11 protein-coding genes are annotated in these 14,436 nt (G+C 68.2%); 1 reads left to right on the forward strand and 10 read right to left on the reverse strand.

What is annotated here, in order from left to right; genetic code table 11:
- Positions 1-244 precede the first annotated feature (244 nt).
- The 5 genes from GC150_06675 to GC150_06695 all read right to left on the reverse strand — a co-directional run bounded on the left by GC150_06675 (position 245) and on the right by GC150_06695 (position 7,805).
- Entirely contained in the window at positions 245-769 is a 525-nt protein-coding gene (locus GC150_06675; GenBank protein ID MBI1384576.1) for a hypothetical protein, read from the reverse strand.
- A 76-nt stretch (positions 770-845) separates the two neighbouring features.
- The gene (locus tag GC150_06680; GenBank protein MBI1384577.1) at positions 846-1,940 is read right to left on the reverse strand and encodes a TIGR01620 family protein; all 1,095 of its coding nucleotides are present in this window, start codon (positions 1,938-1,940) and stop codon (positions 846-848) included.
- Positions 1,937-3,397: a YcjX family protein gene (locus GC150_06685; GenBank protein MBI1384578.1), complete on the reverse strand. Its 1,461-nt coding sequence runs from the start codon at positions 3,395-3,397 to the stop codon at positions 1,937-1,939. Before GC150_06685 ends, GC150_06680 begins: the two co-directional genes overlap by 4 nt.
- Positions 3,398-3,592: 195 nt before the next feature.
- Positions 3,593-6,250, reverse strand: a complete 2,658-nt coding sequence (locus tag GC150_06690) for a hypothetical protein (GenBank protein ID MBI1384579.1) — start codon at positions 6,248-6,250, stop codon at positions 3,593-3,595.
- Entirely contained in the window at positions 5,760-7,805 is a 2,046-nt protein-coding gene (locus GC150_06695) for a hypothetical protein (GenBank protein ID MBI1384580.1), read from the reverse strand. Before GC150_06695 ends, GC150_06690 begins: the two co-directional genes overlap by 491 nt.
- 97 nt (positions 7,806-7,902) lie before the next feature.
- Here GC150_06695 and GC150_06700 point away from each other — a divergent pair, with 97 nt between their 5' ends.
- Positions 7,903-9,081: a TIR domain-containing protein gene (locus GC150_06700; GenBank protein ID MBI1384581.1), complete on the forward strand. Its 1,179-nt coding sequence runs from the start codon at positions 7,903-7,905 to the stop codon at positions 9,079-9,081.
- Between the two features lie 24 nt (positions 9,082-9,105).
- Here the strand turns inward: GC150_06700 and GC150_06705 are convergent, their stop codons facing one another.
- Genes GC150_06705 through potA form a run of 5 tightly spaced genes read right to left on the reverse strand, consistent with a single transcriptional unit; the run spans position 9,106 to position 14,391 of the window.
- Positions 9,106-10,305 carry an aminoacetone oxidase family FAD-binding enzyme gene (locus GC150_06705; protein MBI1384582.1) on the reverse strand — a complete coding sequence of 400 codons (1,200 nt, stop codon included), beginning with the start codon at positions 10,303-10,305 and terminating at the stop codon, positions 9,106-9,108.
- A 26-nt stretch (positions 10,306-10,331) separates the two neighbouring features.
- Entirely contained in the window at positions 10,332-11,501 is a 1,170-nt protein-coding gene (gene argE / locus GC150_06710) for an acetylornithine deacetylase (protein MBI1384583.1), read from the reverse strand.
- Positions 11,502-11,522: 21 nt separating this feature from the next.
- The gene (locus GC150_06715; protein MBI1384584.1) at positions 11,523-12,338 is read right to left on the reverse strand and encodes an ABC transporter permease subunit; all 816 of its coding nucleotides are present in this window, start codon (positions 12,336-12,338) and stop codon (positions 11,523-11,525) included.
- Positions 12,338-13,219, reverse strand: coding sequence for an ABC transporter permease subunit (locus tag GC150_06720; GenBank protein ID MBI1384585.1), 882 nt, complete (start codon positions 13,217-13,219; stop codon positions 12,338-12,340). Before GC150_06720 ends, GC150_06715 begins: the two co-directional genes overlap by 1 nt.
- A 38-nt stretch (positions 13,220-13,257) precedes the next feature.
- Positions 13,258-14,391 carry a polyamine ABC transporter ATP-binding protein gene (potA, locus tag GC150_06725; protein ID MBI1384586.1) on the reverse strand — a complete coding sequence of 378 codons (1,134 nt, stop codon included), beginning with the start codon at positions 14,389-14,391 and terminating at the stop codon, positions 13,258-13,260.
- Positions 14,392-14,436 lie beyond the last annotated feature (45 nt).

The following is a 14,436-nucleotide window of genomic DNA, read 5'->3' on the forward strand; positions in this document are numbered from 1 at the left end:
CGGATCCCGAGGCCAGGCCCGCATCATGGGGCCAGTCGTGTGTCTCGCCGAAGACATCGCGCGCCCAGCAATGGAATACATCGTGGACAGGATCGAGGACGCGATGTTTGGGCTGTCGCCTCGAGGGGCAATCGCGTGGGGCCCCTGCCGGTGAGGAAGACAATACCCGCACCGAGTTTTCGATCGCAAGCACACGCCAACGCCGCGCGCCGAAGCCGCGCATCTGCGCCTGCTGTTTGCCGGCCTACATCGCCCGCAACATGAGCTCGAGCAGCGCGTCCGGCGACCTCGGGTCGACGAAGTACTGGTATTCGCGCGCCTGCTGGTCGCGCAGAGCCGTGCGCACCACGCCCTTGGCGTCGAGCACCATCGTGCGGGGAACGTATCCGCCATCGATCGCATACTTGCGATTGATGGCCGGCTCGTCGTCGATGTTGACGATCACGAGCACGAACGACTTGGCGAGCGAGACGATGTCGGGCGATTTGAACACCGCGCGAAAGGTGCGGCAGTGCGGACACCAGTTGGCATGAAAGACGGTGAGCACGGGCTTGCCGGTGCGCTCGGCTTGCGCCAGCCCCGACGCGTAGTCGTGCCAGACGATCTCGGCCCCGTTCCAGTCCTGGGCATCGCGCGGCGGCTGGTCGGCCCGAACACCTGGGCCCGCGACCACGACAAGAAGGAGGCCGAGCACGGCCACGAAGAGGCGCCGCAGCCGGAAGTCACGTGCGGACCGCATTCCGACTGATGACAACGGCGAACGCTTCATGAGATTTTCCTCCTTCTTCCCGCCGATCCCGGCGCCGTGCCCGGGGACAGTCGTCACTGCGGCCCCGATGCGACACTCACGCCTTCCTGCCCGTCCCCTCTTGCCCGGGCGAACCTTCCTCCCTCGCCCCGCCGCGCACCCGCGCGCCGCCGACGAGTTCAGCGATGATCGCACGTAGGCTCGCCGGCTTGCTCTCGATGTGCGGCAGCGGCCGGCAGACCGCGATCGCCGCCAACCCGAGCCGCGCGGTCAGCGTCCCGTTGAAGACGCCCTCCCCGAGCCGACCGGCAACCAACCCGACGAGCCGCTTGCCGATCATATCCTGCGCGAGATCGAGTGTGAATGCGATCCCGCCGGTGACCACGACGTGCGTGACGACCTTGCGCACCAGCCGAAGCGAGGCGAAAAACCCCGGCCGCCCGCCGTAGAGTTCGGCGAGGCGCCGCAGCATGCCGAGCGTCTGGGCCGCAACGAAAGCCATGTCGAGCAGGGGGCTCGGCGAAAGCGCCGTCAGAACCGAGACGCGCTTGGCCGCATCGGCAACGATCGAGCGCGCCCGCCCATCGAGCGCCTGCGCAAGCTCGCGATCGGCGAGCACCAGCACTTCTCCGGCGGACAGCACGCCCCCGTCCTGGCGCGCGAGCATCGTCAGCGCCCAGCGCATGTCCTCGCGCTCGCGATAGAGTGTGCGCAGTCCGTTGAGCGCGCGCCGCGCGGCCTTGCCGTCGTCCTGCCGGAGCGCCTCCTCGGCATCCTGACGCACGCGCCCGAGTCGGCGCAGATGCCAGAGCCCGGCGATTTCGCGGACAGCGATCCCGACGGCGGCGAGCCCCGCGAGAAGCACGAGTGAAAGCGCCGTCCAGCCGAGCCAGCCCTCCCGGCGCATCAGATCGGCGACGAAATCGGTGAGCCAGACGCCGGTGGCGAGCGCGACGAGCGAGCCGAGCGCGGCGAACAACAACGCGATCCAGACTGCGCCCTTCTCGGCGACGCCCCGCGGCGATCTGGCGCCAGCGGGCAGCGCATCGCCCGGCGTATCGTCCGTCAAACCAAAAGGTCCGTCCCGCCGCTCGTCCTCGAAGCGCACGCCCGCATCGCCCGGCGCGAACGCGGTCGGTTTCGGATCCCCTCCCCCGCGCTCCCGGTCGCGATCGTCCCCCCGTCCCGTCATGCCAACTTGTCCCCGATGAGGAACTGGAGCGCCCTGTCGAGGCGGATGTGCGGCAGCGTCGCGCCACCGCCGCGCCCGCCCGCTCCGCCCGTCTCACCTGCGCCCGGCTCGAGCGGCGGCGGCAGGAAGCGCACGAAGCGGATGTTGCGCCGGCTGCGCAGTGCCTCGTCGGGGTCCTCCGGCAGCGTGCCCGGATAGATCACGGCCTCGGTGCGGCCATCGTAGCGTTTTCCATCGATCGTTTCACCCGCCATCGGCACGCCCGCGATGCAGCGCAGTGTCTCGCCGTCGCGCGTCACGACCGCCTGTCGCGTCGCCCGGACCGAGGCGATGGCGAGCGCCCCGACCTCGGCGCCGGCATCCCTCGCGCGTGCGCGGGCCCGCTCCACGATCCGCCCCATGATCCGCTCCAGCCGATCATATCCGGTGGCGTGCAGATGGTCGGCCTTCGTGGCAGCGAACATGACACGGTCGATGCGGGGGCTGAACAGCCGGGTCAGCCAGTTTCCGCTCCCCTGCCTGAATGCCGGAAGGATCGAGCTGACGGCCCGTTCGAGATCCTCGATCGCATCCGGCCCCGCGTTGAGCGCCTTCAAGACGTCGACCAGCACGATCTGGCGGTCGAGCCGCGAGAAATGGTCCCGAAAGAAGGGTTTGACGTATTCGCGTTTGTAGGCCTCGTACCAGGCGTCGAGCTGATCCCGCAGCGTCACCGCCCCCCCGCGCGCCGGCCGCGGCCGCTCGTCATTCGGCAGCGGCAGAGGAAAGAAATTCATGAGCGGCTTTTCCGCATCCCGCCCCGGCTCGAGGAAGCGGCCGGGCGGCAAGGTCGAGAGCGCGTGGCGATCCTCCCGGCAGGCCTTGAGGTAATCGCGAAAGAGCGCGCTTCCAGTGTAGGCGGTATCACTGGAAAAGGGTCCGTCCGGCTCGATCGACTCTATGAAGGCGAGAAAGCGCGCCGCCAGGCTGCGCCGGGCCGGGCCGGCGGCGAGAATGAACGCCTCGCGCGACCAGGTGAGATAATCGCGCTCCAGCAGCGCCAGATCGAGCAGCCATTCACCGGGATAATCGACGATCTCGACGTCCAGCGTGCGTTCGCCGAGGAAGGCGAGGAGACCCGCGCGCGGCTCGTACGTCAAGCGCAAGCGCAGTTCGCTGACGCTGTCGGTGCGCTCCGGCCAGCCCGCGGGGCGCCCCGTCAGGGCCCGGATATAGCGCTCGTAGGCAAAGAGATCGTCGTAATAGGGTGGCGGCATCAGGACGACCGCCTTGAGGCGCCCCTGTGCCACCGGCTCGAAGAAGGGCAGCCAGCCACCGTCCAGGAGGTTGTGCACCAGCGCGGTGATGAAGACCGTCTTGCCCGAGCGCGAAAGCCCGGTCACGCCGAGTCGCACCGTGGGGCGCACCAGATCACGCGCGGTCTCGAGCCGCTCTGCCGTCCAGCTTGCGAGCCCCATCCGCCGCCGCGCCTCCCTGCCGCCCCGTCGGCGGATGGCTGTGAGATAGACGCGGCCGCAAGGTGCGACAAGCCGAGGCTACGTCCAAGCGCCAATTTGGGGCCGGGTCCGCAGTGCAACCGAACGCGACCGGGCAAAGCCGTAGCCCACGCCGCACCTGAGGGAACAGGTCCGCGCGGAGCGCGGACCCGGCACTCAGCAGCCCGGCCAGGGCGACGAGGTCGTGATCGCCTCCGAGCAGTTGGACTTGGGCTTGCGTCCACCCGTGCGCGTTGCGCTGCGCGTCGGCGTTCTCTTCGGCGCCGCCCGAACGACGGGTTTCGGTTTCGGCGAACTCGTCCGGGTGGTCGTCCGCCGGGTGGTCGTGGTCCGGGACGGCGTGCTCCGGGTCCGCGTCGGTGTCGCCTCGCTCGGCGCCGTCTTGACCGTACGGGTGCTGCGCGGGGTGTAGCACTTGCCGCGCGAGTTGCGCTTCTGGCCCTCGGCGCACTCGGCGCGGCGCGGCTCGCTGGCCTGCGGGCTCGTGCGCCGGGCGACGGACGGCTCGGTGTCGCACACCACTTTCGACGTCTCGATCGCCTCGAGCAGGTCTGCGCTCGGCTCCTGGTCGTCCAGCGCCTCGTTGCTGTACTCGGCAAAGCGCTCGAGCGCCCCGGCACTGTTGCGGCCCCAGATCCCGTCCGCCCGTCCTGAGAGGCAGGATTTCTCGATCAGCGCCTGCTGCAGGCGCGTGATGATCTGGTAGGAGCTGAGGGCCGGCTGCTCGTTCTCCACCTGGGTCGGATCGGCGGACGCCACCTTTTGGGTCGGCGTGGCTGGAACCGTCGGCTCAGCCGTCGCGGGCGCGCCCGGAACACTCGGAAGCGTCGGCGCCTGCCCGAGTGAGGGCGCGGTCGGGGCCGAGCTCTGGCTCGGTGCGCTGGCGGCCGGGAGCGCCGCGACCTTGGCGGCCTCCTCCAGCTCCTTCAGCATGGCCTCGAGTTCGCTGCGCTTGGAGCAGCACGTGCAGCTGCCGAGATAGGCGTCGGCGGCCGCTGCGCTGCGGCTCGATAGGATGACGTCGGCCGTCTCCCGCTCGCGCGCGCAGATGCGGGCATTGAGCCGGTCCTGCCGCAGACGGTCCTGCAGCTCCGTGCGGTTGGGGCAATAGAGGCAGCTTTCGAGGTAGCCCGAAACCTTGGTCTCGTCGGGCTCGGCCAGCAGCAGCGCCGAGCGCAGCCGCTCGTCGTGCTTGCGGTCCTCGGCGATGATCCAGGGCAGGCGACCGCCGGGGTTCGCGAGCACCTCACCCGGCTCGGCGCCGACCAGTTCGGCACGCTGCACAGCGCCCGGCTCGACAGCCTTGAGACGGCGCGACATGCGGGTTTCGAGGAACCGCTCGAGTTCGCCGGCCGTGATCGCACCGTCCCCATCGCCGCCGAAGTCGGCTTCGTCCGCCTCCCCGAAGAGGCCGGAAACCAGCGCATCGGTGAAGATGCTCATGCGGTGGCCGGTATCCCAGACCGCGAACTGGTCGCCCTGGGCCGCGGCCAGGACGCGAATGGAGGACGACGTCAACGCGGTGCGGCTCGCCAGGACGACCGGCGCGCCATGCAACGGCGCGCTCCGGTTCTTGACGAGATCGCCGGCATTGCTGCGACCCGAAAAGCAGCTTTCGAGCACGAGCGTCACCTTGCCTTCGGGCATCTGTTCATTCTTGAGTCGCTCGAGCTGCGAGATCAGCGTGTCGACGGAATAGCCCGAAACGGCGAGCTGGCTCGGCTCGGAATCGGTCGCCATCAGATACGGGATCGACTGGTTGCTACCCTGGGCCGTCTCGCGCGAGCCGTGCCCGACGAAATAGACGAACAGCTCGGCATCCTTGCCGCGCACCAGACCGGTCAACCGCCCGAGACTGTTGCCACCGCCGAACAGCACCTTGAGGTCGGCGAGCGAGGCATTGTCGACGCGCTCGATGTTGCGGCGCGGGATTTCATAGACCGTGGTCAGCAGTTCCTCGATGGCCTGGGCATCGCGCTCGGCGAACTGGATTTCGCTGGCGTAGCGATAGTCCTTGTTGGCGACGATGATGGCGAAGCGCTCCTTGGCGCTCGCCGAGGCCGCCATCGTGACGAGCCCTCCGAGCCCGGCAGCGAATGCCGCGAGCATCATGCCGGCGAACGACAGTCGGGATGTCCTGCTCATCTCGTCCTCCAACCCGGGCCGGCAGGCCAACCGGCCGCAGTAGAACAATCCTAGGCCCTGCCCTCTACTTGTGGAAGCGCCAGAGCGATCCGTGCATGCCCCGTGCCGGACGGGCCGTGGGCGACCCCTGCCCCGTGCGCTAATTCTCGCGCGTGCCCGGCCTGCCACTGTCGGACGTCTAAAGCCACGAGCACGTGCGCGGCCGCCCTGTCCTCGTCGATCCACCTGTACACGAGAGACGGCGCCCGCAAGGATGGCGTCCCGAGACCGAGTCACCCGTCGAGATGCTGCCCCTCCCCCAGACGGAAAGGCTCGCCGCCGTCGCATTGGCCGGGCAGTTGCCCGTGGATGCGGTTCGCTTCTTTGCCGCCGAGGCGTTGGGCGTCGCCTGGCGCGTCGGCGCCGGTGAGGTCTTCTTGGGGGCTGCCGTCTGCGGCTTTCGCGGCTCGGCTGGCGTGTAGCAGGCGCCGCGCGAATTTCGCTTCTGGCCCGCCGCGCATTCCACCCGCTCTTGTTTGCGCGGGGTCGTGCGGGGCGGCGGCGCCGTCCGGTTGCGAGGCTCCTCCGCCGTGGTGGCCGGGGTGGTCGTAGCGACGTTGGCCGGTGCACAGGGCTGCGCTGAAGCCTCGATGAGATCGAGCAGGGCAGGCACCGGGCCCGCGTCCACATCGATCTCGATATCGCCGCGGTCACGGTGCATTTCGGCAAATCGCTCAATCGCCCTCCGGCTCGCAGGCCCCCAGGAGCCGTCGGCTCGACCGGAGAGGCACTTGCGCTCGATCAACGCACTCTGAATGCGGGCGATCAGCTCCCGGCCCGCGAGCGAATTGCCCCTGACTGGCGCACCATCAGCGCCCGGCACCGGAAGCGGAACATTCGCCGACACCCCAATGCCGACGCCTCGCGCCCCCGATCCGTCGACGCCACTCGGCGCGCCGAGGGCCGCCGCCGAGATATTTCCGACAAAGCTCAGCGCCGCCGTGCGCACCCGCTCCAGCTCGGCGGCGCGCGCTTCGAGCGCCGCACGCTCGGCGCAGCACTCGCACGTGCCGAGAAACGCCTTGATGGAATCGACACTGCCTTCGGTGACCAGCGACTGCGAGGTCGGCGCCTCCAACTCGCACATGCGGGCGCTGCGCCGCATCGACTGCACCCTTTGGCGAACCTCGTCCTGGTTGGGGCAATAGAGGCAGTCCTCGAGGTACCGCCTCATGGCCCCTTCGTCGGGCTTGGCCAGAAGCAGCGCCGAACGCAGACGCTCGCCGTGCCGGCGCTCCTCGGCGGCGATCCAGGAGAGCTGGCCCTGCACGTTCGCGAGCACTTCGTCACTGGAAAGACCGACGAGGTCGGGCGTCTGCACGACACCGGCCTCGATGCGCGCGAGGCGCCGCGCCATGCGCCGCTCGAGGAAGTTCCCGAGTTCGCCCGCCGTCACGTTGCCGTCGCCATCCCCACCGAGGTTCGCATCGTCCGCCTCACCGAAAAGGCCGGAGACCAGCGCATCCGTGAAGACGCTCATCTCGTGCTGGCCATCCCAGACCGCGTATTGGTCGCCTTGCGCCGCCGCGAGCACCCGGACCCCGACAGGGGCTCCGGCACCGAGCCGGTGCGACAATACGACGGGCGCGCCGTGGAGCGGCGCGCTGCGGTTGCCGAGGAGGTCGCCCGCGTTGCTGCGCCCCGAAAAGCAACTCTCGAGCACGAGCGTCACCTTGCCCTCGGGCAGGACCTCTCGTTTGACGCGCTCGAGCTGCGAGACGAGGAGGTCGACGGAGTAGCCGGAATCCTCGAGCTGGCTCGGATCGGTGTCGGCCGCGATCAGATAGGGCACCGACACGCCCCCGACCCGGCTCTCGCGCGAACCATGCCCGACGACGTAGACGAAGAGCTCGGCCGTCCCGCCCCGCACCATGCCGGCGACCCGCCCGAGGCGCTGACCCTGACCACTGCCGAAGAGCGTGCGCAGGTCGCCGAGCGTGGCATTGTCGATGCGCTCGATGTTGCGGCGCGGCACCCCGTAGACGGTGGTGAGCAGTTCCTCGACCGCCTGCGCATCGCGATCGGCGAATGCGACGGGGCTGGCGTGGCGATACTCCTTGTTGACGACGAGGACCGCGAAACGCTCGCCCGCGTAAGCCGCACCGCAGGCCGCCCCCTGCCAGCCCGCGACCACCACAGCCGCGAGCATCCGAATGAACGTCGCGAACATGCGTCTTTCAGCCATCCCCAAGTCTCCGCAATGGACCCCAAGTTCCGCTCCGCGGCAGAGCCCGCTCACCGATGAATGAGTGAATTAGCGCATCATTGTAACACTCATTGGAATGCAGTCCAGGCACCGGTTGCCACGCCGGCAAATCACGGCAATGGTCGGCGAAAGATCGAGAGAGCGGATCATGGCGGATATCTTCATCAGCTACGCACGCGAGGACCGGGAGCGGGCCGAGGCGGTTGCCGCACTCGCCGAGCGCCACGGCCTCACCGTCTGGTGGGACCGTCGCTTGAAGGGCGGCGCCGCATTCCACCAGGAAATCGAGCGCGAACTGGTCGCTGCGCGCAAGGTCGTGGTGCTCTGGTCGGCAGCCTCCATCACCTCGGTCTGGGTGCGCGACGAGGCCGACCTCGCCCGCCAGCACGACAAGCTGCTGCCCATCAGCCTCGACGACAGTCCATTGCCGATCGGTTTCAGGAGCTATCACACGCTGCGCTACGGCGATGTGATGGCGGACGCCGCGAGCTTTCTCGCCGATTGCGGCCTGACACCGCAAGCTCCGGCCACGAAGGGCGCCGACGGGCAGGACCTGAACGCAATGTTCGACAGCTTCTTCGGCAAGAAGTCCGCCGAAGCATCGACAGCAGCCGAGATAGGCCTCGAGATCACGCTCGCCGAAGCCCATTCCGGCAAGACGGCCGACATGACGGTGCCGCTCAGAAGCCTCTGTCGAACCTGCAACGGCCGTGGCGCGAGCAAGCCGGAACAACTCACCTGCCAGACGTGCGCGGGAACCGGGCGCATCGTAGACAAGCAGGGCTTCTTCAATATCGAGAAGGCCTGCCCGACGTGCTTCGGCAACGGCAAGTTGCCGCCGCGCAGCCAGACGTGCGAGGATTGCCAGGGCAACGGTGTGCGCATGGTGAAACGCACCTTCAAGGTGAACATTCCCAAGGGGATCGAAAGCGGCACCCGCATCCGCCTCGCCGGCGAAGGCGAGCACGACCCGGCGACGGGCGTCACAGGCGATCTCTTCATTCGCGTCAGCGTTGCGCCGGATCCGGTTTTCACTCGCGACGGTGCCGATCTCCTGCGCCGAGTTTCGGTCTCTCGCGAACTCGCCGAGCACGGCGGCGAAGTCGATATCGTCACCCTCACCGGGGATTCCCTGCGCATGAAACTGCCGGCCGGCACCACGGACGGCAAGCAATTCCGCGTGCGCGGTCGCGGCATGCCCAAACTTCGAAGCGAGGAGATCGGCGACCTCTACGTCGAGATCGCGCTCAGTTAGTCCGATCGACGCGGCAACCGCCCGTCAGACCACCTGCCCCGCCGCCCAGCCCGACGACCACGCCCACTGGAAGTTGTAGCCGCCAAGCCAGCCGGTGACATCCACCACCTCGCCGATGAAGTAGAGCCCGAAACCGGGCCCGTGCGGCCTCGCGCGCGCTGCCATGGTGCGCTGATCGAGTTCGCTCGTTGCAACGCCCCCGACCGTGACTTCCGCCGTGCGCCAGCCTTCCGAGCCCGAGGGGGTCACGCGCCAATGGTTGGTGGCTGTTCCGAGGCCCACGATCTGGCGGGATGTGAGATCGGCGAGGTTGCTCAGCGCGGCCCCTGCTTCGGCGGCGATCTGCTCGGCGAGCCGCCGCGGCATCAGCGCCCCGAGCGCGGTCACCACCTTCTGGCGCCCGGCCCCCGCGCCTCGTGCCTCGCCGATCGTCGCCGCGACGTCATGCCCCGGCGCAAGGTCGATCGCGATCGCCTCGCCCTCGCGCCAGAAGGAGGAAATCTGCAGGATGGAGGGGCCCGAGAGCCCGCGGTGCGTGAAAAGCAATCCCTCTCGAAAGCGCGTCGCCCCGTGCGTGACGACGGCATCCAGTGAGAGCCCCGCCAGCCCTGCCGCCATGTTCTTCAGCGCGCCCTCGAAGGTGAGCGGCACGAGCCCCGGGCGCGGCGCCACGACACGAAGCCCGAAGCGCTCGGCGATCGCATACCCGATCCCCGTCGCGCCCATCTTGGGGATGGATTTGCCGCCGGTCGCAACGACCAGCGAGGGCGCGGAAAAAACGCCCACCGGCGTCGTCACCTCATAGCCCCCGGCCCCCGCCGCGACCTCGCCGACCGCCGTGCCGAGCCGGACCGAAACGCCCGCCGCCGCCGCATCGCGCGCCAGCATTGCGATCACCTCGCGCGCCGAGCCGTCGCAAAAGAGCTGGCCGAGCGTCTTTTCGTGAAATGCGATGGCATGCGCGTCGAGCCGCGCGATGAAATCCTCGGGCGTGAAGCGCGAAAGCGCGGAGACCGCAAATCGCGGGTTCTCGGAAATGAAACGATCCGGAGCGCAGTGGAGGTTCGTGAAGTTGCAGCGCCCACCACCGGAGATCCGGATTTTCTCTCCGATCGCCTGTGCGTGGTCGAGGACGACGACACGACGTCCGCGCCGGCCCGCCTCGATGGCGCACATCATGCCTGCCGCGCCCGCCCCGAGCACGATGACGTCGTAATTCTCCATCGCCATGCCCGCCCCTCCGGCGGATGTCAAAGCGCCCGCTCGAGGCGCGCCCCGAGGCGATCGAGGAAGTCGAGGCAGCGCTCGATCTCGACGATCTCGATGAACTCGTCCGGCTTGTGCGCCTCGCTGATGTTGCCGGGCCCGAATACCGCACTCGACATCCCGGCCCGGGCGAAAAACCCGGCATCCGTGCCGAAGGAGACGACTTCGGTGTCGTTGCGTCCGGAGAGTTCGGTTAGGAGCGCGACCGCCGGACCCGAGCCGGACGGATCGAGCGAGGGCACCAGCGCGGTGACCTCCGTCGCGATGTCGGCCGTCGGATGGCTCGCGCGCAGTTCCGGCAGAACCACCTCGCGCGCATGCGCGAGGATGCCGGCGACGATCGCCTCCCCGTCGGTGCCAGGCACGGGCCGGACCTCCCAGTCGAACGCGCAGTCGCCGGCGACGATGTTGCGTGCCGCCCCGCCCGCGATCGTGCCGACGTTGAGCGTCGCAAAGGCCGGATCGAACGGGCTCGCCTCGAGCGGCCGCGCCGCCAGCCCGCGCCCGACCTCCTCCATGTGCGTCAAGAGGCGCGCGGCCGCGAGTATGGCATTGGCGCCCTTGCGGGGGTCCGAAGCGTGCGCCGCAAGGCCGGTGATCCGCGTCGTCAACTCGATGCCACCCTTGTGCCCGGTGACGATGCGCATGCCGGTCGGCTCGCCGACGAGCGCGATCGCCGGGCGCGGCCCTGTCCCGCACACCTCTTCGACCAGCACTGGCGCGCCGTAGCCGCCGATCTCCTCGTCGTAGCACATGCTGATGTGGATCGGTCTGACCAGCTGGCGCCGCTGCCAGGACGGCACCATCGCCAGCATCGCCGCGAGGAAGCCCTTCATGTCGACGGCCCCGCGCCCGTAGAGCCGGTCACCGCGCCGGGCGAGGCGGAAGGGATCGCTGCTCCAGACCTGCCCGTCGACGGGCACCACGTCCGTATGGCCGTTGAGCAGGACGCCGCCGTCGACGCCCGGCCCGATGATGGCGTGCAGGTTCGCCCGCTCGCCGGTCTCGTCATGGCTGAGGCGCACGGCAATGCCGTGGCCCGCGAGATAGTCCGAGACGTAGGCGATGAAATCGAGATTCGTGCGCCCGGAAATCGTCTCGAACGCGACGAGCCGCTCGAGGATCGCGATCGCGTGCCCGCTCGAGTCAACCATGGGACCACCCTCTCGGCCGCGTCAGCGCGAGCGCCCGAGCACCTGCGCGAGCACCATCAGCAGCGTCGTCACCGCGATCATGATGGTCGAGATCGCCGCGATCGTCGGGTCGATCTGGTCACGCAGCGCGTTGAACATGTTGCGCGTCAGCGTAGCGTTCTCGCCGCCGGAAAGGAACATGGCCACCACCACCTCGTCGAACGAGGTCAGGAACGCCAGCAGCGCGGCGGTGACGACGGAAAAGCGGATCTGCGGCAGCGTGACCGTGAAGAAGGCCGTCGCCCGATTCGCCCCGAGGCTGCGCGCCGCCATCTCCTGATTCATGTCGTAGCTCTTGAGGCCGGAGGCAACGACGATCAGCACGAGCGGCAACGCGAGCAGGCTGTGCGCCAGGACGAGGCCCGCCATGGTGTAGAGAACCTTCATCTTCACGTAGACGTAGAAGGCGCCGATCGCGATGAGGATGAGCGGAACCATCATCGGCGTGATGAGAACGACGTAGACCATGCGTGCGAACGGCACGTTGGAGGCATGCAGCCCGTAGGCCGCCATGACGCCGATGGGGGTGGCGACGAGCATCGTGAGGAACGCCGCCGTGAACGAGGCGATCGTCGCCTTCTGCCAGGCGACGGACCCGAAATAATTCTCGTACCAGCGCAGCGACCAGTTTCGCGGCGGGAACTCGAGATACTGGGAATCCGAGAACGACATCGGAATGACGATCAGGGTCGGCGCCACCAGGAACAGCATGATGAGGCCGCTCAATGCATAGAGCCAGAGCCGGTCCAGGTGCGTCACCTGGGTCTCGCTCGCCGGCTGCTTCAGCCAACCGATCATCAGTGGCCTCCCCGCGTCAGGGTCTCGAGGCTGACGAAGCGCGCCGCGATCCAAAGGAAAAAGACGGTCAGCACCAGCAGCACGACGCCGAGCGCGCTTGCCGCCCCCCAGTTGACGAACAGCTCGATGTTGTTGGCGATCTGCATCGAAACGAGGATGACGCGTCCGCCGCCGAGCACCGCCGGTGTCACGTAGAAACCGAGGCAGAGCACGAAGACGATCAGCGCCCCGGCGATCAGCCCCGGCATGGAGAGGGGAAAGAAGACCGTCCAGAACGCCCTGACCGGCCCTGCTCCGAGGTTGGAGGCGGCCTTGAGGTAGTCGCGGTCGATCGCACGCATCGACGAGAGCAGCGGCAGCACCAGGAACGGCAGCATGATGTGCACCATGCCGATGAGCGTGCCCTCGATGTTGTGCACGAACTTGATCGGCTCGCTCCAGAGGCCGAGCTCGATCCCCCAGTTGTTGACGAGGCCGTTGCGCTGGAGGAGGACGAGCCAGGCGTAGGTGCGCACCAGCAGCGAAGTCCAGAACGGCAGCAGCACGGTGATGAGGCAGAGGTTGGCGACCCTCGTCGGCAGCTGGGAAAAGAAATAGGCGAGCGGATAGCCGATCGCCACGCAGATGACCGTCGTCAGGAAGCTGACCCAGAAGGTCGTCTTGAAGATGCGCACATACGATTTCGTCTCCAGCATGCGCGCATAATTCTCGAGCGAATAGCCGCCATCGGCGCCGATGAACGAGACATAGCTCAGCCAGCCGACCGGCAGCACGAGGAGGACGAGAACGAGCAGGAGCGCCGGCGAGGCGAGACCGAAGAGGGAAAGCCGCTCGAGCAACGCATCGCGCTTCAGCGATGCCGCGTTCGGTGCCCCCAGCATCGCCCCTTCACTGGCGCGGACATCGCCTGCAACAGCGCTCATCGCCCGTCCTCCCCGCCCGTGCCGTCGTCGACGATGAGGACGGTATCGCGCGGCTCCAGGCCGAATGCGGCCGTCTCACCGGGCCGCGGAAGACTGGCGATCGTCTCGGCGCGCACGACGCCGCGCTTGGCGATCTCGGTGCCATCGGCGAGCACGGCATAGAGCAGGAAGCTGTCGCCCTGATAGACGACGTCGCGCACGCGCGCCTCGAGGCGGTTCATGCCGGCCCCCTCACCGGGCGCCAGGAGGTGCAGCCGCTCGGGGCGCACGACGAGCAGCAGACGGTCGCCCGCCGGAACCTCCCCCGCGACCTCGAGCGCGACATCCGCGGCAACGAGCCGCCCCGCCTCGCGGCGCACCGGCAGGAAGGTCGATTCTCCGATGAAATCGGCAACGAACCGGTTCGCCGGTCGGTTGTAGATCGTCTCAGGCACGCCGAGTTGCATGACGCGGCCGAAATTGATGACGGCGATGCGGTCCGACATGGTCAGTGCTTCGCGCTGGTCGTGCGTGACGTAGACCGTTGTCATCCCGAGCTTGTCGTGCAGGTGGCGCAATTCGATCTGCATGCGCTCGCGCAGTTTCTTGTCGAGCGCCGAGAGCGGTTCGTCCATCAGCAGGATGCGCGGTTCGAAGACGATGGCGCGCGCGAGCGCGACCCGCTGCTTCTGGCCGCCCGAGAGCTGGTCGACCCGCCTCTCGCCATATCCGGCGAGTTGCACGGTCTCGAGCGCCTGCTCGACGCGCGCCGTGATTTCGGCCTTCGCCAAGCGCCGCAGGCGGAGCGGATAGCCGATGTTGCCGGCCACCGTCATGTGCGGAAAGAGCGCGTAGCTCTGGAACACCATGCCGATGTTGCGGGCGTGCGGCGGCGTGCGGATCATCTCGTCGTCGCCGATCCGAAGACTGCCATGGTCGGGTCGCGTGAAGCCGGCGAGCACCATGAGCAGTGTCGTCTTGCCCGAGCCGGAGGGCCCGAGAAGGGTGAGGAATTCACCGCTCCGGATATCCAGGTCGACATGATCGAGGGCATGCACCCGACCGTAGGTCTTGGTCATCCCGCGGATGGTGATGGCCTGCGCCGCGCTCGTGCCCTTGCGTGCTTCCAATGCTCTTCTCCACCCCTCCATATGGCTGCGCCGGGCGAACCTTCGCCCGGCGCCGATTTTGACAGG

The sequence above is a fragment of the Hyphomicrobiales bacterium genome (assembly GCA_016125495.1).
Lineage (GTDB): Bacteria > Pseudomonadota > Alphaproteobacteria > Rhizobiales > RI-29 > RI-29.